This window comes from Paenibacillus graminis, assembly GCF_000758705.1.
In the GTDB taxonomy this organism is placed as follows: Bacteria; Bacillota; Bacilli; order Paenibacillales; family Paenibacillaceae; genus Paenibacillus_AQ; species Paenibacillus_AQ graminis.
On record NZ_CP009287.1, the window covers coordinates 5,142,438 to 5,165,436 of the forward strand.

The following is a 22,999-nucleotide window of genomic DNA, read 5'->3' on the forward strand; positions in this document are numbered from 1 at the left end:
GGGGCAATGAAACCGGTCCGTAAGGTTTTTGACAACGAGTTGCCGTTTTCTCTGCTATTGGACTACAAGGAAACGAAAAGCCCGCAGCGAGAACTTCCCGACCATCAGCATCACTGGTATGAGTTCGTATACATCTACCGGGGAAAAGGGACATTTTTTATTGATCAGACGTTTTACGAAATGCGCCGGGGCGACGTCATCGTCGTTCCCGGAAATACGGTGCACCGGGGATTTCCCGACAAAGAGGAGCCGGTGACGTCCTCCGCCGTTTTTTTCAGCCCCTACCTTGTTCATAACAACGCATTCAGCGAGGCATACGCCTATCTGAAGCTGTTTGATGCAGCCAAAAAGAACAAGCGGTACAAATATACTCTGCCTCCTGAACACGCCAAAATAGTAGAAAGCGATATCGATGCTATCCATCATGAATGGGAGATGAAGCGGCCGGACGGCGGCCATGCCATGGCGCTGCTGCTCCATCTCGCGCTGCTTCACTTAAACCGGTACTGCTTGCCGCAGACCGCCGAGCCGGGCGCCCCGAACGCATTGGTCCCGGATTGGTTCCGTGAAGCGCTCGCCTACATCAACGACCACCTGGACCAGCCGCTGGAGCTTAACGTGCTGGCGAAAAGGGCGGCTGTATCTCCGGCCCATTTCAGCCGCGTCTTCAAGCAGCGGCTGGGTATGAACGCGACCGGTTATATTTCGACCAAGCGGATTTTTGCAGCCAAGGACAGCTTGCTCCAGTCCAACGACAAAGTTGAGCACATTGCTATGGCCTGCGGCTTTGAGAGTATGCCCCATTTTTACCGCACGTTTAAAAAATATACAGACATGACTCCCGCCGCCTACCGGAAGGGCAACCGGCCGCAATGAGCCACTCATTGTTCTTAATACGCCGTGCTGCCATCCTGCGCAGGGGAGAACCAGCTGGCCTTCTGCTGCATGAAGCTCTCTCGTCCAACACAATGCTGTGAACCTTGGCGGACCCGTGCTAGCTCTTCAGGTCTTCTTCCCTGACAGCTACAGCTTCTCTATGATAAGTTACGATGCATCTTCCCGGTATGCCGGCGATCTCTACCGCAAATGCTCTGGCCGCAGGCATACCCGCGTAGCTTCCGCTGCGCTTCCCAATCGTCAAGGTACGGTCCGCTTCGCTCCACTTCAGCTCAATTGTGGCGTACGAGCCGTTCTCATAATTATAGTTATCCCCTTCATCTTCATACAGTGTGAATGAGGCATCCTTGCCGGCATATACCTTCAAGCCAATCCTCGCATCCGGCTGTTCATCCGCATATTGAACATCCGGGCCAAGCGGAACAATCGAGCCGGCACGGACAAAGAGGGGAATTGTCCCCAAATCGGCCTTGGCTTCAATCGTCAAGCCGCCCTCCATCCGTTCATCGCTCCAGTAATCGTACCATTCACCGGCAGGCAGGTAGACACTGCGCTGCTTGTCAATTCCCTGGAGCTCGCGGGAGCCGGGACCATAATACATCGGAGCCGTGACGGGGGCAACCAGGAAGGCCGGACCGAACATGAACTGATCGCCTATCGAATGGACCTGCACATCTTCCCGGTAATCAAAAGCCAGCGCACGGAGCATCGTATCATTGCGATGGGCGACGGCCCCTGCCATAGAATAGATATATGGCATCAGCTTGTAGCGGAGCTTCAGATACTTCACCAGCGTATCGTACACCAGCTCGCCCTCTTCGCCGAACTGCCACACCTCTCTTGGCGTATCAGTTCCATGGGAACGGAACATGGGCAGTAAGGCCCCCAGCTGGAACCAGCGGACATACAGCTCACGATAACCAAGATCGGCGGCCCCTTCGTCATAATCCCCGTTCCAGAACCATTGCTCCTTGTGCTTGCGCACGAAGAACGCGCCGATATCCAGTGTCCAGTAAGGGGAACCTGTAACGCAAAAGTTAAGGCCGTCTGCAATCTGCCTCCGCAGCGTCTCCCAATTGGCTGCTATATCTCCCGACCATGTAATCGTGCCGTAACGGTGCTGCCCGGCAAAAGCGGAGCGCGTCAGATTCACGACCCGTTTGCCCGTGGTCGCAGCTCGCTGGCCTTCATAGATGCCTTTGGAATGCAGCAGCGAATAGGCATTGATCACCCCCGGATCGAGATAACGCTTGGACTCTGCCGTGTTAATGAGCATGCGCTGCTCCGGCTCCGGCTTCACCGCTCCCTTCCAGTCGGCCTCGAACGGCTCGGTGCAGTCGCACCACCAGGCATCAATCCCATGGGAGAACAGTCCGGTATCGGCCTGCTTCCAGTACAGCTCACGCGCTTCCTCCCGGAAGGCGTCATATGTGGCCTGATTGCCGAGCAGGAAACCGCGCCCGCTCATTTCTTGGTGGTTATCACCGCCGGCGCCCATAATCGGCCATATGGATATCATCAGCTTGGCATTCAGTGCATGCAAGCTGTGCATCATTTGCGAGGGGTCCGGGAACCGTTCGGGATCAAACGTCTTTTGTCCCCATAAACTGCCCGGCCACGACTGCCAATCCAGAACGATGCAATCGAGAGGAAGCGAACGGTCACGATACTCCTGCACGGTGGCAATCAATTCCTCCTGGGAAATGTACCGTTCCTTGGATTGCACATACCCGTAAGACCATTTCGGAAGCATCGGCGCTTCCCCCGTCAAATGCCGAATTCCGGCAATAATCTGATCGAACTCCGGGCCGTAAATCACATAATAATCCATTTCCTCATCCACATCCGTCCAGAGATAGGAGCCGAATGCATCATCATGGAAGGTCATGTACGAATAGGAGTCTACCAAAATCCCGTAACCGCGCGTAGATACAAGAACCGGGACAACCGCTTTCATATTTTGCTGGTACAAATATTGATGCCGGCCCCGGATTCATCATCCCCTCTTCATGGGAGCCAAGTCCATACAGGGCCTCGCCCTCCTGCCATTCGAATTCCAGCTTCGTATGATAGGCTTGTCTGTCAAGCCTGCGGTTGATCCCTTCCGCTCTTGCACGCAGGCCGTCCGCCCCCTGATCGGTTTCAACCTTATCCGCCGAAGCATCGAAGACCGTACGGTATACCTCCGTCCGCTCCAGCGTTTTGCCGCCTCTTGCCGGTTCCTTGGTCAGCAGCTTGCCATTTGCATCCCAATAACTGAAAGCACAGGTCAGCTTGTCCACCTGAATCGTAAGCAGCGCTGTCGAGATTTCCAGATGGCCGTGCTGGTCCGCAACCGTCCACCCCACACTCTCCGCCTTCGGGCGGCTCACCACCACAAGGCTTTCTTTCCTGCTTAGCTCCGAATCCAGAGTATAACGAATTCTGGCAATGCCCGGTGTGCAAAAAGCGATATGCATGATTCCTTCTGCAGTCTCCAGCCTGACGCCATCCGAACAGGAATGCACATGCTTCAGTTTCACAACTTATCCCTACCCTTCCTCATAATTTTGCTATTGTTGATGCCGAATAATCTAACCTATATTTGCGGATTACAGACACAATATTACGATTTGCAGGAGGATAAGATGTTCGAACACCGTTACCGGGAGGTCAAGCTGCACGGCCAGCCTGAATTTCCGCTTCATATCTACCACGTGGAGCATCAGGCCAGCGTTCATTCCATTCTTCCTGTGCATTGGCATAATGAAATGGAGATTATCTATCTGGCCAGAGGGACTGCCGTCTTCAATATCGAAGACCGTGAGTTCGCCGTTCAAGCCGGGGAAGCATTGATCGTTCATCCCGGGGAACTCCATTCGGGGATTGGCACTGCCTGTGACGGCACTTGCTATTCTTCCATCGTCTTCCGATTATCTTGGCTGTCTTCTCCGCAATCGGACCGGATTCAGGAATTATACTTTGACCTCATCCTGCAGGGAACGGCCAGGCTGCCTGCCCTGTTATCTGCTGCAGACGAAGTCCACTCTAAATTACTCGATTGGGTACGGGAACTGCTGAGCCGCTATGAGCGCCGATCCACCGCTTATGAAATGAGCTTGAAGGGCCTCCTGCTGCAGTTCATTGCGGATATTTACCAGTACGGGCTGATGGAGAGCAGCAATGCGCCGGGAAGCCGCCACGGGCGGGAATACAACCGGCAAATCAAGCAAGTACTGGCTTATATGGAGGCGCATTCAAGCGAGAAGCTGGAGCTGGATCAGCTTGCTTCCGTGGTGTCGCTTAGCCGCTCCCATTTCTGTACTTTTTTCAAAACCCTGACAGGAATGCGGCCGATGGAATATTTGAACTATATCCGCATCAACAAAGCGGCCAGTCTCCTCCGCAGCGGATCGTACAATGTATTGGAGGCCGCCCTGGAGTCAGGCTATCAGCATGTCAGCTACTTTTCCAAATGGTTCAAATTTTATATGAGTATGACGCCTTCGGACTACAAGGCCCGTTATTCTTCCGGTCTTTAGCGATGGCAAACTCCATTGCTCCGTGACGGCGGGGACAGACAGAAGAACGGGTGAGGATTCTGCCTTGTGCGATGCTCCCCTCTCATTCTGCATTCAACCTAAGCAATTACGTTTTCTAACTAAGCATAACTTTTGATTTTCATATGGCCTGGCCGTAAGTAACCATATTCACCAAGCCATGCGGACTCAGATGCCGTTATTGGACTGTTTCCCTCTCCTTTTGCCTCCAAACCTACAATATAAGGTCTCCTGAGTCCGTATCTCCTGAATAAGCACACTTTTCGGCAAAATAATGGCTCCTCTGTCCGCACTGCTCCACATGCTGAAAACAACTCTCCAGCTGCGTGACTGCTGCCATTGGGTGGTAACTAACAGGGCTTGGCTGCCAATGTGAGGGTAGTCAATAGGCTTCCCTCCGCTCCCCACGCTTCCCGAGTTTCCTAAGCTTTCCACGCTTCCAGCTCTCCACACGCTCCACACGCTCCACACGCTCCCCACACCACGCCCCCAGCGCCTCCCGCTTTTAGCTTCTTATCGGGTTTGAAGCACAATAACAAGAAAGCAGCACCGGAGAATCTCCGGATGCTGCTTTCTTGTTCAATGCGTATTCGGATTGCGCTCCCGGCTATTCTATTCCAAAGTAAATGAAGCCAGACTGGCACCGCCGTGGCCGGTATACGTCAAATATAGTGCTTGTACGCCGTCGGGAATGGCCGCTTCCGTTGCGTATTCCTTCCAGACATTCGTAAAGCCTACCGGTATCCGCCCCAGTGCCGGTCCGTCCCAAGACATCTTCACTTCGAACTCGCCCTGGCAATACCCTCGCACCTTGATTTTGATTCGGGTGACTCCCTCACACTTGAAATATTTAAACCCGGCGGTAGCCGAATCCGTCATATTGGCAATATAGCCGGTTTCCTCATCGCCGTCCCTGCCGTCCTGGGTAATCTTCGGAAACCGGCTATCCATCCATGCTCCCATAGGACCAAAGCCTCCGGTGTACATTTCCTGATCTTTGCAGAACAAATGACAGGCCAGGTATGCCGGATATTCCCCCCGGCCTTCGAGCGGCCCTCCGTTTGGACCGCAGGATGTAATCTCCACCTGGGGAATAGTGCCGTCCCCGCGGAATTCAATCCTTTCGATGCAGCCCTGCCGGCAGAACGCCGTCCCATTGGTGTGACGGTGATAAAAAATGTACCATTCACCGTTGATTTGGGCGATGCTGCCATGGTTATTGCCGCCGTAATACATCGGCTGATCCGCCGGCTTGTACGTATCGATATGAAGATCGCAATTGCTGACAATGACTCCCTGGTAGGTGAAGCCTCGGGTCGGATGCTTGCTGGTCGCATAGCACAGCTCATGCATGGAGATTGAGGAATAGATCAGATAGTAGGTATCTCCCCTTTTGCGGATGGAAGGCGCTTCAAAGAACTCGTAACCTTCAAATCCGCTCCCCTTGCTGTAGGGCTGGCTAGGCGCAACAAATACAGGTTCTTCTACAATTGTGAGCATATCCGGACCAAGCACCGTTGCCATTGCGCCATGTCTGGATGAATCTCCATACGCGCAGAATCCGGTGTAGAGGTAGGTGTTCTCTCCTTCGGTCAGTACGCCGGGGTCAAACTGCGGTTCGTCGCCTTCCCGCTCGCCAAAGCGTGTTCCATCGGCATATCTGACATAGCCGTAGAACTCGTACTTGCCGCCCGGCTTGTCGCAGACCGCCACCGAAACGACCGGAACCTTGTCCAGTACATAATAGAGATAATACCGCCCATCCGGTCCTACGGTGACATCGGGTGCATACAGACACATGCTCCCTTCACGGTTAAGCGGATCATCCGTAGTCCGGTAGATGACGCCTTCATATTGCCAATCGGCCAGATTGTCTTCCGGTGCCGACCAGCAGGCATAGTCATTCAAGCAAAAAGCATGTCCGTTGAAACGGTCATGCGAGCCATACACATACACTCTGCCTTCAAAAACATACGGCTCGCCGTCGGGGATATATTCCCAGGAGGGGAGATACGGATTGAATCCCTGTTTTTTTGCCATCGTAATTTCACCCTTGTTGCGCATAACCATCACCCTTACATTTTTTTAGCTTCACGGTTTATCCCTTACAGTATAGTGATGCGCCTTAACCGAAGTCCATGACGTATAGCCACTTAACATTGATCTATTCTAAGGTTATCGTCTCAGTCTGAATGACCTATAAATTTTAAGGAAAACGCTTTAATTTCTATAGTTCGGGTTATGTTATACTTTGGGCAAAACCCTATCCATTGGAGGATTGTTATGAATATCTTCACAGAAGGCTCCTTCTATACAGGAGAATACAGAAACCTGTTTCTCGAAAATGGAATGGCGGAAGAGGCTGTCCGGCAAAAGCTTGACGACACCTGGAACGAATTGTTCTACGGCGCGCCCGATGTCCGAATCTACCATCCTATGGGTGACGATAAGGGATATATCGTGGATACGGGCAATACCGATGTGCGGACAGAAGGCATGTCCTACGGAATGATGATGGCTGTTCAAATGGACAAACAGGAAGAATTCGACCGGCTCTGGAAGTTCGCAAAGGTATACATGCAGCATACGGAAGGCCGTTACAAGGATTATTTTGCCTGGCACTGCAAGCTGGACGGAACACGGCTGTCGCCCGGTCCGGCGCCGGACGGGGAAGAATTTTTCGCAATGGCGCTGTTCTTTGCCTCCAAGCGCTGGGGTGACCGCACCGAACCGTTCAACTATTCCGAGCAGGCCAAGATCATTCTCCGCGCCTGTGTGCATAAAGGGGAAGACGGAGAAGGCGATCCGATGTGGGACCCGGCAACCAAGCTGATAAAATTTGTTCCTGAGACCCCTTTCAGCGATCCATCCTACCATCTGCCCCATTTCTATGAATTATTTGCCCTGCAGGCAGATGAACAGGACAGGGCTTTCTGGAAGGAAGCCGCGGCCAGAAGCAGAGCCTATCTGCAAAAGGCCTGCCACCCGGAAACCGGCCTATCCCCCGAATATGCCAACTATGACGGAACCCCGGCTGAACCCCAGCCGCATGGAGACTTCCGCCACTTCTTCAGTGATGCTTACCGGGTTGCGGCCAACATCGGGCTGGACTATGAATGGTTCCGCTGCGACCCTTGGCAGGCAGGGCAGTCCAACCGGATTCAGGCCTTTTTCCGGGATATAGAGGTCGCCGATTACCGGCGCTACACCATTGACGGCCAGCCTTTTGAGGAGCCGTCCCTGCATCCGGTCGGCCTTCTGGCAACGCTGGCCATGGCCTCGCTCGCTGCCGATGGACCGGATGCCGGACACTATGTCAAGCTGTTCTGGAATACCCCACTGCGCACCGGGGGCCGCCGGTATTACGACAACTGCCTATACTTTTTCAGTATGCTGGCCCTAAGCGGTAACTACCGTATTTATATCTAAATTGACACAAAAAATCGCTCTTTACAGGAGAACGGAGGCATAGTCCCCCATCCCCTAAAGAGCGATTTTTTTGGGGGGCATGAACCGGAGTTCTCACAAACCCATCCGAGCCATTCGTTGGTTCTGTTCCGATGCGCAATCCCTACCAATATCTATTCACAACGCTCACATTTTCACTTCACTTCTCCCGTGTTGACAAAAACGAGGGCCAAGCTTCACTCCCGCACTGCGTACAGGTCCGGCCCGCCGGATGTGCCGTCATCAGCGGCATTCCCCTCCGCTTCGCCCTCTTCATATATCCGGCAGACTGAAAGGTGTCATCATACTCATTGGAGATCATGTCAATGAGCAGTTCACCGACCGCCAGAAGGTCATTGGATTTATTTTCAAAAACCAGCCTGTCCTGAAAACCAATCATTTTATTGCCCCCTTGCTCTATATAGAAACGTCACAACTAGTGGACACCTATAAGTTTAGCCGGACACCTGGCAGGATGGCTTGCAAAAATCAGTTCTTTTTTCACTGCCCTCATTTTTACATGAGAGTCATGCGATCTTCTCTTCGTTCTCTCCTTCCCCATCCGATCAAAGCTACAACAGGAACCGCGTTAGCAATTCTATTTTTCCTTTTATATTATTATTCGGATTTGTATCCGGTCCAAGAGCAATCATTTTATCAACACTTGAATGCTTATGTTCTTTAGAATTTTCAATTTTCTCACAGATGACAGATAAAACAGTGTTGATCCCTTTTTTCAATTCACTAGCATAATCGTCCTCATTGAACATTTCAGGTAATAGAATTTCTCGGCACTCCCAAACGTGAGGTAGTGTCTTAGCTAATTTTATTGCTTTTTCGTTTTCATTTATTTTTAAATAAAGAAAGCAAAGATTTGCTTTAGTTGTGCATCGAACTTTTTCATTTGTACTACTCAATAACACACGTTCAGATAGGGAAATAGCTTCTTTAACGAACTCGGATTTTGTATCCGTATTATTTTTTATCGTTAATGCTAATGCAAGTTCAGACAAAAATCCACAATTGTTAGGGTATACCTTTATTGCCTCTCTAAGCGTATGAATAGCTTCGTCAATCCTCCCTTTTGACTCATATTCATGTACAACAGAAAATGTTTTGTTCATTTTTTCGACATTGCGAATATCATCCATTCCTATCAATTCATCAATGGATATATTATAGTAATTTGCAATGCTTGGAAGCATAGTTACATCCGGATAAGTAGAGCTATTCTCCCAACGGCTAATTGCTTGAGGGGATACGCCGAATACCTCTGCAAGCTTTTCCTGTGTGAGTTCATTCTGAATTCTAAGTTTCCGAAGATTTTCGCCAATTCTAATTTGCATAATCACTACTCCTTTTAGTTTTTGAAGCTTCTATTTAAACGATACTACAAGCAGCTTGCAAATCACCATTACTCAGTTGTTGAGTAAAAGACAACTAAAGTGAGAAGAGAAGGCTGTGGTGAATTAGCGATATTTCTCTTTTATTAACATATATGTCACCAAAGCTAAATTTAAGAGAAAGGTTAAAGATAAAAACCAGCGTCAGTTTGGACTGAAAAATAAAGTCCTTGGCTGCCGCTGGTTTATCGACTAATGTGTCCGTTAATCCACTCATTTTATTGCCTAATCTTGTATTGCCATTCGAACAAATTACAAAATCATCCACATCCGGGGATTGATATACAATATTGCTGCAACTTATGCAAGTCACCGTTGACGGTAATGTACTTGATCCGTTGGCCTGAATGGCGGATCGTGGGCTATCCTGCCCGTTCAATCAAAAGCAGCCGTTCCTTTTGGAAGGCTGCCGGGGTACCTCTGAATTGAAGTATAAAGATTGAAGCTTTTCACGCGGCCGCATTTTTCCTTGTTCAATTAAGTATCCCATTAGAATAAACGTCGGTTATAAATCTTGTGATAGCCGTATCATATCTATAACTTGCATGCCGTTTTCAAATATTTCTTCATTATAATGTCTAATAAAAAAGTCTCTGTCTATCCCAGTTATTCTAAATCCGCATTTCTGATAAAGGGCAAGCTGCCCTATGCCAGAATTTCCGGTACCAACTTCAATGGTTTTATACCCCCATTCAGCGGCAATTTGTACAGCATGCTTTACAAGCCGTTTTCCGACTCCTCTGCCTTGATGGTTCTCATCAACTGCTACATTCACTAATTCAACTGTGTCGGGTCTGGTTGGTAATAAAACATAGACTCCAATAATTTGGTCATTCAGGGAGCCGATAAAACACTGTCCTCTTTGAAGATATTCTTCAACAAGTTTTCGGGATGGATCAGCCAGCAATAGCAATTCATATGGCGGTACCTCATTGGCATGTAACTTTCGGATTTGCATTTTTTCTCACTCCGTTCCAGATACGCTGCTTACCTATGATGAAAATCCTTCCAGTGTATGATATTTCCAATCTTAACATATTGATAAAGTTGATGTGTACATTACTATGGATAACTGCCCATTAACGACACAAATTTCAAAAAAAGCGGACTCCGCTCTACCGGAAATTTTCTACATACTCATGCAGAAAGGCATCTAGCGTGCGTGGCTCTCTGCCGAGCAAACGCTTCACAGTGTCATTTGGACTTTCTGGCACCACCGTAGACATGGTTTGAATTTCTACAACATGGTTCGCGAGCCAAGGGGGCATATGCCCGTGCTCGATAAGATTACGGAGTAGTACTTTGGGTTCCAGGTTAATGTAACTTATCGGCCGGTTAAGCAGGGCGGATAGTTGACTCGCGATCTGGGGATAACTGAAAACCTCTGAACCGGTAAGCGTATATATTTGGCCTGTTACCTCGCGGTTGGTTAGTGCTTCTGCGGCAACATCTGCGATATCGCGGCAGTCAATGAAGTTACACGGTGAATCGCCCATGGAGCCGAAAAAAACATTTTGGGTTGTGACCGTTGGTGCAAGGCGCATTAAGTTTTGCATAAATGCATAAGGGCGCAACACGGTGTGGGTCAGACCCGATTCCTTCAGCGTTTTCTCGATTGCTTGATGCCAGCCCGCTACTGCCACCGGAGAGCTCTGCTCAAAGGCAGGGCTGGATATTTTTACAATGTGATTGATTCCGGATTCAGCGGCAATCTGAATGATTGAAGTTTCCAATTCGATTTGTCTTGGACTGTTGGACATGGCAAGAAAGAGCTGGCTAGCACCTGTAAACGCGCAGCGCAGCGATTCGGGACCGGAAGCATCCGCCAATGCGATCTCGATAGTCGACTGGCCCTTTTTTCCGATCTGATCACGCAACTTCTCTGGCTCTCTGCTCAGCGCCCTGGCAGGTACGCCAAGATCAATCAAACGTTCCAGCAGCGCACTGCCTATCGTACCTGTTGCTCCCATAATAACTATCATTTTTTTCTTCTCCTTTTGGATGAAAAGTTAGTTGTGACGGCAAGACGCCACCGCCATGTCACTATCGTGCTTGCTATAAATCCAGACAACGGGAAATCGATCCAGATACGATCGACCCAGGCCAAGTGATTGCCCGGAATCATAATTTCCAGTAAACCAGATGTCACCCATGCCGCGCATAGTCCAAACATAGACCCGGCCAATGCGAACACCCCTACCATAACCAAGTGAGGTGTACCGGTGACCCATTGCATATGGACCACCCGGCTGGACAACAAAAGGCCAATCATCAAGGCCATCAGGGCCGATGCACCACCGATTGTAGTCAATGCCCCTATTTGAAGACCCCTGTCTGCAGTAACCAATCCCCCGATGCCTGCCATAATCGCAGGAGCAGCATAGGCCATTACAACCTCACGCCATAGTACAAAAGTCTTTTTCTTGGAACCAACAGCCTTACTGCCGTAAATATCATCTGCCTGATTCGGGCATTTCATCTGGTTCATTTAATTGCTCCCTTCTTCAATAAAACAGTTCAACGATTGCTTTCAGTGAGATATAATTAGGAACCTAACTATATAAGAGTAAAAATAGGCTAGCTTCACTAGCCCATTCTACTCATTACTGATGTTTCCCTTTGGTTTCGGGCCTAGTTCGCCCGTAAGTGCTGAGATGCCTTGTGTAACTCGGCCTAGCAAGTCGAGAAATATGCTGCGCTCATCAATATTGAGTAAGCCCACCATTGCTTCCAGCCGGGCGAAATGCTCAGGAGCCATTTCACGAAGCTTCTTCGCTCCTTCTTCCGTCAAAATGACCGATCTCTGACGGCCATCTTCTGCGCTTAATCGCCTGGATACTAAGCCATCCCGTTCAAGGATGTCGATAAGACCAGTCACTGTAGCACGTGTAACGCCTAGATGCTCCGCTAATTGCGAAGGCAACTCTTCTCCTTCGTTATCTTCAAGATCTGCCAACAAACGATATCGCCCTGTTGATAAACCGAATCTAGAGAAATGAATCTCCGAGGCATGTGCAAGCTTGGCTCCCGCTGCCATTAGCCTAGACGCGACAAGTATAGCCTGTGCGTCTATATCTAGGTTATAGCGGTCAATCTGACGCTTGGATTGTACAAGCGAGGGAATAGCGTCAATGTCATGTATTGTTTTGTGATTGTTGTTCATACATATAGTATGGTCCCTAATTACTTTTCTGTCAACACACATTTTTATAACACATTAACACCATTGCCAGATATGAAGAAAGGCTGCGGGGCTTTTTTACGTCCAATCATTCACTAACACTTTGGTAATTTGTCGATTTGAGCAAGCCTAGAACTCACCAAGTCACATGCTTCATTCGACCCAAGATTTACATTCTCCTTATAACCTGCATGCAAAGAAACGGCGCATTCAGTTGAATGCGCCTTACACTGTTGTTATGTATGCCGAGGACGGGGGTCGAACCCGTACGGTACTCACGTACCGCAGGATTTTAAGTCCCAGAAGTCATTTGGACTTTAACCCCCTGCAGTGGAATATAAGGGAACCTACAATCCGCAAAAAACCTTGTAGAATCAAGGATTTTTACGGTTTTTCGTGTTTCCCTTAAAGCCACAAGGGTTTCCGGCAACAATTAACAAGAAGAGCGAATTTAGCCTTTGGAGAGAACTGCGAGAGAACTCGGAGAGAAAAATGAGAGAACAGCCCGCTCCCTACCATTGACAATATGTTCGGAGCAAACCTCCGGGGAGGTTTTTACAATGACACAAACAACCGTTATCACGATTGCCAATCAGAAAGGTGGTACAGGCAAGACAACCACCGCCTACAATCTGGCATGCGCCTTATCCGATGAAGATAAGAAAGTACTGCTGGTTGATTTCGACCCACAAGGTAATCTAAGTATGTGCTTTGGAATCGAGAATCCAGACCAGCTTAAATTTTCAATGTTCAATATTATGAATGCCCTCATGAGTGACGAACCCCTACCGGCTCCTGATGAATACATTCATAATCATGGCAATATAGACCTCATCCCTAGCAACATTGAACTATCCGTTGCTGAGATTAATTTAAGAGATGAATTGGGTGGTGAAAAGACTCTCACCACATTGCTGGAATCAATGAAGCAAAGATATGACTATATCATTATAGACACAAATCCTTCTCTTGGTCTACTTACGATAAATGCTCTTGCTGCCAGCGACAGTGTGTTAATACCGGTAAATCCTCAGTTATGGTCAGCGACAGGCTTAACTCAGCTTCTGAAAATTATCATCAAGGTAAAGAAACGAATTAACCCGCGGATTAGCATAGCCGGGATTTTAATGACCATGTGTGATACCCGAACCAATTTATATAAAGAAGCTTACAAATTGGTTCAAGACTACTACGGAGAAATCATCCGCATCTTTACATCACAAATCCCGCTCTCAGTTAAAGTCGGAGAAGCCAACTTTTATAGCCAAAGCTTAATGACTTATTTGCCTAAATCAAAGGTAACAGCAGCTTATCAAAATCTGGCAAAGGAGCTGATGCAACATGAATATGCCCAAGCCAAGAATCACTCCTAAGCTAGGAAGTATTGATGAACTACTGAAACTCTCAGAGCAGCCACCTCACGAATCAGGATCTCCTTCTTCGAAAGGAGTTATTCAATCTATTCCTATCTATAAAATCAGATTTTTTAAAGACCATCCTTTCCATTTATATGAAGGCGAGCGGCTGACTGATATGGTGGACAGCATTTCAACTAACGGCCTACTTGTCCCGGTTATCATTCGAAGAATTGAACCAGATGAATCCGGCCACGAGTACGAGATGTTGTCAGGACATAATCGTATGAACGCTGCCCTCCTTGTTGGCTTAGAACAGCTTCCTTCCATTATTAAGGAGCACTTGTCTGATGAAGAAGCACTGCTATATGTTGTGGAAACCAATGTGCTTCAGCGTTCCTTTAGTGATATGCTGCCTTCCGAAAAAGCAAAAGTATTATCTTTACGCCATTCTGAAATGTTCTCACAAGGGAAGCGCAACGATATTATTGATGAGCTAAAAAGATTGGAAGACCCACAGTACAACAAGGAAAATGAAACTTCTGCCCCAATGGGGCAGAGGCCAACCAGTCGGGATAAGGTGGCTCAAGAATATGGTTTATCCAAAAATTCTGTCTCCAGGCTATTGCGGATTGATAAATTGATTCCCCGATTAAAACAGCGTGTCGATGCTGATGAGTTGCCATTACGTTGTGCCGTTCACCTGTCTTATTTATCAGAGGGTGAGCAATCCATAGTCGAACAATCCATTAATGACAATGGCTTTAAGATGGATATGAAAAAATCAGAGCTACTGCAAGGGTACTCCGGCAGGCTCAACACTGAGCAAACCAATAAAATTTTATCTGGTGAAGCAACTCGAAAACCACGTAACCAAACACCGCCACCATTCAAATTGAAGCATAAAGTCTTTTCCAAATATTTTACTAGCCAAAGCAAAGCTTCTGAGATCGAGCAGATTATCGACAAGGCCCTTGAAATGTATTTTTCACATCAACAACAATACGCTTCAGCCCAAAATGATAAGGAGGCCGATGAACATGAACCCGAACTTTAGAGATATCGAGCATGAGCAATTCTATGAAGGCAATCTGCGAATGGTCAATATACCGCAAGATTCGTACCATAAATCTTTGTTCTACACATTGGGCCTATCACCACAAACGCGTCAGCATATTAAAGATCTTTACGACCATCAAGATATCTGCATCCGACTGGAAGGATTGCAAGAGGGCTGGCAAACCGGCACAACCTTGAAAGTCACCCGGCTGGCCTTTAATTTGTTCAACGGCTTTACCGGTGATAGCGAGTTGAATCCTGACCGTCCTCGGAATTACAGCCCATACTTCATGTTTGATACAAACCTGATGCCTTACTTTTTTGAATCCATTAAGTTACGGTATGCAGATTATACTCACTCCCTTGATCAGTCATCCCTCCCGTTCTCCCTGCTGGATGCTAAAGACATGCTGGGCTTTTATGAACAGGAAATCTAACTCTACTCCTCCCTATCCCAGTTCCAAAGAAAGGAGAGCCAGTCATGAGCCGTATGGATCAACTACGAGATCTTTACTCATCTGTTATTGCAGACATTACTCACAGCGCAGAAGCTTGGCGTGACTACTTAGAATTTGCAGCATCCATCTACAAGTATTCCTTTGATAACACTTTACTGATCTATAACCAACGACCAAATGCGACCATGCTGGCTCCCTTATCTTTGTGGAATCAGTTGGGAAGGTATGTACGTAAGGGTGAAAAGAGTGTTGCTGTCTGTGATTTCACTTCGGGGAATAGCCCCACATTAAGTCACCTGTTTGATGTATCACAAACAACGGGCAAACCCACTCCGCAGCTTTGGAATCTAGATCAGATTGACACAGGAGAACTAGCCGGAAGACTCACTTCTTACGATACGCTGATTTTACCTGAGGCTATTTCTCAGATGACACATTCAGCTGTTCTTAATTCATTAGACGATTGGCTACAGGATATCGAACTTGATATCAAGGATCATTTCTTAGGAACGGTTCCTCTGCAAGGTCTGGAACAACATATTGGAGATTTAGTTAAGGACAGTCTTCGCTATCTTATTCATCAGCGCTGTCAGTTACCTGAACCCGACAATGTAGACTTTACCACCATCACTCATTTTCATACGCTCCCGTTGGCAGCAAGGTTAGGCAACCAAATCAATGTTCTAGCCCGCAGCCTGCTAGGAGATATTGCTCGATATATTAAAATTATGGAAGCAGAAAGGAGTTTGCAAAATGAACAATCCGAACAGTCCAAACCTGACGTATCGCGAAATCGACGGTCTGCTGTATCCCAACTTGAACATTTCGAACAAAGCCAAAGTAGACCAGCAGCCTTTGGGCAGGTACGGTCGGATGGCAATGAGTTATCTTCGGGACAATCATCCGCAGCGTTTCCAGATTCTCTTGATGCAAGGCATCCTCATGGAGACGCTACACAACGCCGAGCAGGAAGCACTGGAACGGATGGAGCAAATGACCGAGCAGCTGCTCCGCCTTCGACCGATGCCAAAGACCGACGATACGCTGGAACGGACACGCCACCTGAACCAGATCAAATCGACGGCAGAGGAATTGGTCTTGAACGACATCGTGCTGAAACCGAGATAATCGAGCCTATTGTCACTTCCACCCGTTCAGAACCGCCACATAGCGGTTCTTTTTTTATGCCCAATACTTCTTCTGATTTGTCTCACGGCCAAACTGGAGAAGAAATGCTCATCTTTCTGTTATCCAGCGGAAAAGGTGTTGAATCCAGAAAGCAGCACATCTATCAGTTTGTGGTTGAGCATCATCCAGTGAAATCTGCCGATTTGATTGCATTTCTAAAACCGTTATATGGCATAAGTGGTGCTAGAGGCGATTTTGAACATGGCTTATTTGGATATATGTACGATGGAAAAGGCGTTACGATTGATTGGAGAGACTCAAGCGGATCCCATCAAGAGCAATATAAATGGAAGATAATAAGTGACACCCTCCTTCAATTAATTACGGAAGGTCGCTATGATGAGGCACTCGCTCCTTTTCCTCCGCCAGAGCCTGAATTGACATTATTTGATTTTGCCGAGCAATCATCAATGGAAAACACTACACTGAATGATGAAATAGAAAATCATCCTCCAGATATAAACCAGGATAGCAACGTTCCATTGCATGAAGAATCAGATAGTGAAACACAGCCCATCTCCTTACCAACACCTGCAGTGAATTATCGTTTTTATCCTGATCACTCCCCTTATGTATCGGGTCCTAAGAGCAAATATAAGCGCAACGTAGAAGCCATACAGTTACTTAAGCTGTTGGAAAGTGAACAGCAGCAGGCCAGCCCGGAACAACAACATATTTTAGCCGGTTACGTGGGCTGGGGTGGCCTAGCGAATGCTTTCCACCCTTCAGCCAAGGGCTGGGAAAATGAATATGCTGAGCTGAAGCAATTACTGGATGAAGAAGAGTATGCAGCTGCCCGCAATTCAACAATTACCGCCTTCTATACAGAACAAGCGATTATCCAAACCATCCTTGCTACCTTTCAGCGTTTCGGTTTATCGGAAGGAACAGGGCGACGCATATTGGATCCTGCGATGGGCAGCGGTAACTTTTTCTCCGTACTCCCCACGGATTGGGAGAACGCGGAATTGCACGGCGTGGAATTAGACTCAGTTACCGGTCGAATTGCTCGTCAGCTTTACCCTAGTGCATCTATACACCTACAAGGCTTCGAGAGCGTAGATTGGCGCGAAATGCGCTTTGATGCTATGTTTTCCAACATTCCGTTTCATAATATCCGTATTCATGATCGCCGCTTTACCAGTAGCCATCTTATCCATGATTACTTTTTTCTCCGCTCTTTGGAATTACTCAAGCCAGGTGGCATGCTAGCCTATATCGTTAGTAAGGGAACCATGGATAAACAGGATTCAACAGTTCGCCAGCTCATTGCTCAACAAGCCGAATTGATTGGTATGGTGCGATTGCCAAACACCACCTTTCAATCCCTTGCGGGTACTACAGTTACAACGGATATCGTGTTTCTGCAGAAACGTGAGGCCTCCCTTCTCTTCTCCCAAGAAGAACTGCCTGAATGGGTTAACATTGGTGAGACCTCCGACGGTATTCCTGTTAATCGCTATTATCTTTCCCATCCCGATATGATGCTCGGAAAGATGCAGTGGGATCGAGGTATGTACGGCGCAGAAAAATCTAGCGCATGTATCCCAGATGAAGAACAAATTCCGCTTCCTACTCTACAGCAAGCGCTTGGATCCCTGCAGGCTAACTTCCCTAAATTGGTTCGTCATTCAACTGAACAGTCTCTAAACAGGCTCTCTCCTCTTTGGGAAGAGGACGAAGAACCAGTCAGCAGAAAAGTTCCACCGGGAACCAAAAATTACACGTTCATCGAAGACCAAGGTCAGCTCTTCTACTGCGAGAATGGATTACTTCTACCGCAAAATATTCAGGGAAAAAAGGCAGACCGCATAAAAGGATTATGCAGTATACGCCAAGCTCTGATGGACGTTATTAATATTCAATCCCGAGAGTATGGATACGAACTCCCAGAACTACAACAAGCCCAGTCTCATCTTAATAATGTTTATGACAGCTTCGTTCAGCAACACGGTTATATTAATGATCGGGCGAATACCTCTGCTTTTGCCGATGATGATCAACTGCCACTTCTTCGATCCATTGAGGATCTTACACCAGAGAAAACCTGGAGCAAAGCCGCGATATTCACCCGGCCAACCATTCGAATTAATGCACTGCCTGAGCATACCGACAATCCACTGGAAGCAATGCAAATATGCTTAAACCATCGTTTACGAATCGACCTCGCCTACATTGCCCACTTGTGTAATCAGAGTATTGCTGAAGTAAAAGAAGCCCTCGGGGAACGAATTTATCTGAATCCTCAAAAGTATAGTGGTGACGAAGAGGAAGGTTGGGAACTTGATGAGGAATACTTATCCGGCAATGTCCGGGACAAGTTGTCTTATGCAACACTAAAGGCACAAGAGCATCCCGACTTGTTTCAACGAAATGTAGAGGCTCTAGCCCGTGTGCAGCCGGCCCCCTTGTTGCCCGGCGACATTGATTTTCGTATCGGTAGTCCATGGATTCCAGTTCGTTACTACCGGGAATTCATGTATGAGACTTTTGAGACCTCCCAAGTGCTGCGAAATTCGCAGACTGTAGATGTAAATTATTTAGAATTCACTAACACATGGCGTGTCTCAGGAAAAAACATCGAACCGGGCTCCATCAAGATCAATCAAACCTTTGGTACGAGACGAGCAAATGCTTATGAGATTTATGAAAGCAGCTTGAATCTTCAAAGCATTACAATACGCGACCCCGTTACCTATTTAGATGCAAGCGGTAACGAGCAAGTTAAGTATGTTGTTAATGCCAAAGAAACGATGATTGCCCGTGCCAAACAGCAGCAGATGAAAGAGGCCTTTGCTTCCTGGTTATTTCGGGATAATACAAGAGCAGATAATCTACTTGCGATCTATAATGAAAAATTCAACACAATTCGTCCGCGAGCTTACAGTGGTGATCATCTCGTTTTCCAGGCGATGAATGAAGAAATGAGTCTACGAAAACACCAAAAGGATGTAGCAGCTCGAATTATTTATTCAGGGACTGCACTCATGGCGCATGAAGTTGGTGCTGGAAAAACAGCTGCAATGATTGCCTCCGGGATGTATCTCAAACGCATCGGAGCGATTCACAAGCCGATGTATTGTGTTCCCAACCACCTTACCGAACAATGGGCAAATGAATTTTTACGTTTTTTCCCCAGCGCTAACATCCTGGTAACTACAAAAAAGGACTTTGAGCTATCTAATCGTCAACGATTTGTATCCCGTATAGCAATGGGCGAGTATGATGCCGTCATTATTGGCCACAGCCAATTTGAAAAAATTCCAATTTCACGAGCGCGACAGGAACAGCTCTTAAAGAATGAAATCAGCAATGTTTCCCAAATGATAAATCAAATCAAAAAAGAAAAAGGCGACAACTGGAGTATCAAGCAAATGGTTGTTTTTGAGAACAACCTCAAATCTCGATTAGAACGTTTAGCCAACGAAAGAAAAAAAGATGATCTTCTTACCTTCGAACAGCTTGGTGTAGATATGCTTTTTGTCGATGAAGCTCATGCTTACAAAAACTGCTTCACTTTTACGAAGATGCGTAACGTTGCCGGCATTGGTAAATCTAGTAGTCAACGCGCAACCGATATGCTACTCAAATGCCAGTATCTGCAGGAAATTAATCAAGGACGTGGTGTTGTGTTCGCCACCGGCACCCCAATAAGCAACAGTATGTCCGAGATGTACGTTATGCAGCGTTATCTTCAGCCCCGCCTTTTGCAAAGGCTAGGTTTGGACTTCTTTGACAACTGGGCGGCTACATTTGGAGAGGTGGTCTCCTCTCTCGAAATTACTCCAGAAGGTAGCGGCTATCGGATGAAGTCTCGGTTTGCCAAGTTTCACAATTTGCCAGAACTGATGAGTATGTTTCGACTCGTTGCTGACATTCAAACAGCAGATATGCTCAATCTTCCCACACCAAAATTAATCGGCGATAAGGCGACCATCTTCGTCAGTGAATGCTCCCCTTTTCAGCAGAAAATGATGGACGAATTCGTGGAGCGCGCCGAAAAAATCCGCAATAACGATGTGGATGCCAGTGAGGATAATATGCTGAAGCTCACTCACGAAGCAAAGCTGATGTCTATTGACCCTCGTTTGGTGCATGAAGATGCTCCGATCGAAATTGAATCTAAGCTGAACCGATGTATTGAGAACATCTTTGATATCTGGAATGAAACACAGACTGAACAATTAACACAAGTCATTTTTAGTGATAGTGGTACGCCAAAGCCCGGACGATTTAACGTTTATGATGAAATCAAAACAAAATTGATCCAGCGTGGCGTGCCGGAACATGAAATAGCGTTTATCCATGATGCTAATACCGATGCGGCACGGGAAGCCTTGTTTGAACAGGTCCGTCGTGGTGAGGTCCGTGTGCTACTAGGCTCCACGCAAAAAATGGGCACTGGCACCAATGTACAAAGTCGGCTTGTCGCTGCACATCATTTGGATTGCCCTTGGCGTCCTTCGGACATCACCCAACGCGACGGCCGCATCTTACGGCAAGGCAATATGAACGAGGTAGTACAGATTTTCCGCTACGTTACAAAGGGGACATTCGACTCTTATCTGTGGCAAATCCAAGAACAGAAATTGAGCTACATCTCCCAGGTGATGACCGGCAAGAGTATTTCCCGATCTTGTCAGGATGCCGATGAGACCGTCCTATCTGCTGCAGAAGTTAAAGCCATCGCCGTAGGCAATCCTATGCTGGCGGAAAAAATGGAGGTCGATAATGAAGTAATGCGGCTTAAGCTACTGAAGACAAATTGGCAGAATGAGCAGGCGATGTTGGAACAGCGTATACACAAACAGTATCCTATGATGCTCGAGATGTATGAGGAGAAAATTCAGAAACTCCAAGCAGATATCCAAGTAGTAGAACAAAATAATCAACCGAATTTTATGATTCGGCTGGATGGAAAGCTTTATGAGGAACGAACACAAGCCGGGGAAGTACTTCTTCGTTTAGCCAAACTAACCGAGAGGGATCAACCAACTAAAGTTATTGGCCAGTTTCGAGGTCTTCCACTCTCTCTCTTCCGTTCAATTTATGATAACGTCCATATAAGGGCCCAAGGAGCAGAAATGCACTCCGTAGAGCTTGGGGGATCAGCACTGGGGAATATATCTCGTCTCGAAAATATGATTGAGAAAATGCCGTTCTTACTTAAAGACACAATACAGCATAAGAACGAGACGCTGGAGCAGCTTGCTGCAGCACAAAAGGAATTAGGTAAACCCTTTGAGTTGGAATACCAACTTCAGCAGCTTGTAGTACGACAGTCAGAGATTAATACAGCATTGGAATTTAAGGAGTTACAACAAGATCAACATATAATGAAAGAAGAATCCCAGACTCCCGAAAAAGATCGGAATCATAATTACTCTCATGAAATTGGTTACTAACTGCTGCAAATGTACATTCTGCCTTTTTGTCACCCTCTCTGCTTTACGATACTAATAAGTTCTTCCTCTAATTCTCTAGCAGCTTCGGTGATCTGCTCAACTTTTTTTCCTATATCCTCGGAGTTAGTTACATTTCTAATAATCGCCACTCTCCTTATTTCATTATGCAGCTCTTCTAGAAAGCTTGATGTGCGCGCATCTAAACCTTCGTAATCAAATGACACAATTGGCATCGGAGTTTCATTTAATTCAACCAACCCATGTATTGATGAATACTTCGCTAAATTAATGAGTGCATCATCTCGGCTTACTAGTTTAGGTCTAACCATACCCCAATCATCTCTTAAATAATTTAGCTGCAATAACCTTAAAAAGAATAGATCCCAACAAGAAGTCAAGATCGCACCTAGCGGATCTTTTGAACCAAATTTCAGTAAACTCTGTACAATATCATTCTGTTTAGAATTACCCAAGAAATAATGGACTGCTAAAGAAAACTCTACAGCATGAAAAATGCCAACTCTATAGTTTATAAAGTCAGTAAACTCTCGAAAAAGCTTGAACTTATCAACCTTACTTTTTTTGTAATTCATTAAATGGATTTTCAATATTATTGCGTAACTACCAACTAACATTGGATTCGACTTCAAATGAGGAATTAATGTCTCCGTAAAAGTAATCTTTTCTCTTATAACAAAATCACTATACGGAATTCCGTTTGACTGACTATGAATGATTATTTTTTCTTTATTCCAAGAGTTAATGTCAGTTATTGCTAGCTCCATTCTTTTAAGTTGAGGATGATTTAACATACCTAGCGATCTGTCCCAGCATGCCTCCTGTATAGCGAATCCTGGAACCCTATCTTTATTGATAGTTTCTAATAAGAAATGAGTTATCGCAGCATTCACTTCACTTTTTAATCTGTGAGGATTGTAATAAAATCGCTCAAGCATGATGGCTGTTTGAGTGTCGAGAATTAATGATTCCGCTTCATAATCCTTATTTGGAAACACTCCGATGTAACAAAAATAATTATATTTGTCGTAATTAATATTATCGCTCAT

At 46.7% G+C, this 22,999-nt stretch carries 17 protein-coding genes and 1 tRNA gene; 7 read left to right on the top strand and 11 right to left on the bottom strand.

Annotation, left to right across the window (positions count from 1 at the left end; genetic code table 11):
- The first annotated feature begins 6 nt into the window (after positions 1-6).
- Positions 7-876 (top strand): AraC family transcriptional regulator, encoded by an 870-nt coding sequence (locus PGRAT_RS22120; protein WP_025705814.1) that lies wholly within the window; start codon positions 7-9, stop codon positions 874-876.
- Positions 877-994: 118 nt separating this feature from the next.
- Here PGRAT_RS22120 and PGRAT_RS31260 read toward each other — a convergent pair whose 3' ends face one another.
- Positions 995-2,854: a glycoside hydrolase family 31 protein gene (locus PGRAT_RS31260; protein ID WP_238326806.1), complete on the bottom strand. Its 1,860-nt coding sequence runs from the start codon at positions 2,852-2,854 to the stop codon at positions 995-997.
- Positions 2,772-3,419 carry a DUF4968 domain-containing protein gene (locus PGRAT_RS34435; RefSeq protein ID WP_238326807.1) on the bottom strand — a complete coding sequence of 216 codons (648 nt, stop codon included), beginning with the start codon at positions 3,417-3,419 and terminating at the stop codon, positions 2,772-2,774. Before PGRAT_RS34435 ends, PGRAT_RS31260 begins: the two co-directional genes overlap by 83 nt.
- A 105-nt stretch (positions 3,420-3,524) precedes the next feature.
- Between PGRAT_RS34435 and PGRAT_RS33400 the strand changes: the two genes are divergently transcribed.
- Positions 3,525-4,418 carry an AraC family transcriptional regulator gene (locus PGRAT_RS33400; protein WP_025705815.1) on the top strand — a complete coding sequence of 298 codons (894 nt, stop codon included), beginning with the start codon at positions 3,525-3,527 and terminating at the stop codon, positions 4,416-4,418.
- A gap of 630 nt (positions 4,419-5,048) precedes the next feature.
- Here PGRAT_RS33400 and PGRAT_RS22140 read toward each other — a convergent pair.
- Positions 5,049-6,476, bottom strand: a complete 1,428-nt coding sequence (locus PGRAT_RS22140; protein WP_025705817.1) for a family 43 glycosylhydrolase — start codon at positions 6,474-6,476, stop codon at positions 5,049-5,051.
- Between the two features lie 243 nt (positions 6,477-6,719).
- On the opposite strand from PGRAT_RS22140, the gene PGRAT_RS22145 reads away from it, so the two are divergent.
- The gene (locus PGRAT_RS22145) at positions 6,720-7,865 is read left to right on the top strand and encodes a family 8 glycosyl hydrolase (protein WP_025705818.1); all 1,146 of its coding nucleotides are present in this window, start codon (positions 6,720-6,722) and stop codon (positions 7,863-7,865) included.
- Between the two features lie 178 nt (positions 7,866-8,043).
- Here the strand turns inward: PGRAT_RS22145 and PGRAT_RS34440 are convergent, their stop codons facing one another.
- The 7 genes from PGRAT_RS34440 to PGRAT_RS33410 all read right to left on the bottom strand — a co-directional run bounded on the left by PGRAT_RS34440 (position 8,044) and on the right by PGRAT_RS33410 (position 12,796).
- Positions 8,044-8,283: a hypothetical protein gene (locus PGRAT_RS34440; RefSeq protein ID WP_025705819.1), complete on the bottom strand. Its 240-nt coding sequence runs from the start codon at positions 8,281-8,283 to the stop codon at positions 8,044-8,046.
- Positions 8,284-8,455: 172 nt separating this feature from the next.
- A complete protein-coding gene (locus tag PGRAT_RS31780) occupies positions 8,456-9,229 on the bottom strand; it encodes a helix-turn-helix domain-containing protein (protein ID WP_025705820.1) in 774 nt (257 codons plus the stop codon).
- A gap of 562 nt (positions 9,230-9,791) precedes the next feature.
- Positions 9,792-10,244 (bottom strand): GNAT family N-acetyltransferase, encoded by a 453-nt coding sequence (locus tag PGRAT_RS22160; protein ID WP_025705821.1) that lies wholly within the window; start codon positions 10,242-10,244, stop codon positions 9,792-9,794.
- 157 nt (positions 10,245-10,401) lie between these two features.
- Positions 10,402-11,268 (bottom strand): SDR family oxidoreductase, encoded by an 867-nt coding sequence (locus PGRAT_RS22165; protein ID WP_025705822.1) that lies wholly within the window; start codon positions 11,266-11,268, stop codon positions 10,402-10,404.
- The gene (locus tag PGRAT_RS22170; protein WP_174469032.1) at positions 11,265-11,774 is read right to left on the bottom strand and encodes a hypothetical protein; all 510 of its coding nucleotides are present in this window, start codon (positions 11,772-11,774) and stop codon (positions 11,265-11,267) included. Before PGRAT_RS22170 ends, PGRAT_RS22165 begins: the two co-directional genes overlap by 4 nt.
- 108 nt (positions 11,775-11,882) lie before the next feature.
- Entirely contained in the window at positions 11,883-12,449 is a 567-nt protein-coding gene (locus PGRAT_RS22175; RefSeq protein WP_025705824.1) for a MarR family winged helix-turn-helix transcriptional regulator, read from the bottom strand.
- Positions 12,450-12,710: 261 nt separating this feature from the next.
- Positions 12,711-12,796: transfer RNA gene (locus PGRAT_RS33410), tRNA-Leu, on the bottom strand.
- Positions 12,797-13,027: 231 nt separating this feature from the next.
- Between PGRAT_RS33410 and PGRAT_RS22180 the strand changes: the two genes are divergently transcribed.
- From PGRAT_RS22180 to PGRAT_RS22200, 4 genes are read left to right on the top strand one after another with little or no spacing between them, the layout of a single operon-like run.
- On the top strand, positions 13,028-13,840 hold the full coding sequence (locus PGRAT_RS22180) for a ParA family protein (RefSeq protein WP_025705825.1): 813 nt from the start codon (positions 13,028-13,030) through the stop codon (positions 13,838-13,840).
- Positions 13,809-14,879, top strand: a complete 1,071-nt coding sequence (locus PGRAT_RS22185; protein ID WP_238326808.1) for a ParB N-terminal domain-containing protein — start codon at positions 13,809-13,811, stop codon at positions 14,877-14,879. The genes PGRAT_RS22180 and PGRAT_RS22185 overlap by 32 nt, the downstream gene beginning before the upstream one ends.
- The gene (locus PGRAT_RS22190) at positions 14,863-15,318 is read left to right on the top strand and encodes a DUF6075 family protein (RefSeq protein WP_025705827.1); all 456 of its coding nucleotides are present in this window, start codon (positions 14,863-14,865) and stop codon (positions 15,316-15,318) included. The genes PGRAT_RS22185 and PGRAT_RS22190 overlap by 17 nt, the downstream gene beginning before the upstream one ends.
- Positions 15,319-15,362: 44 nt before the next feature.
- On the top strand, positions 15,363-21,932 hold the full coding sequence (locus PGRAT_RS22200) for an N-6 DNA methylase (RefSeq protein ID WP_425311802.1): 6,570 nt from the start codon (positions 15,363-15,365) through the stop codon (positions 21,930-21,932).
- 29 nt (positions 21,933-21,961) lie between these two features.
- On the opposite strand, the gene PGRAT_RS22205 is transcribed toward PGRAT_RS22200, so the two are convergent.
- Positions 21,962-22,999 carry a hypothetical protein gene (locus tag PGRAT_RS22205; RefSeq protein WP_025705830.1) on the bottom strand — a complete coding sequence of 346 codons (1,038 nt, stop codon included), beginning with the start codon at positions 22,997-22,999 and terminating at the stop codon, positions 21,962-21,964.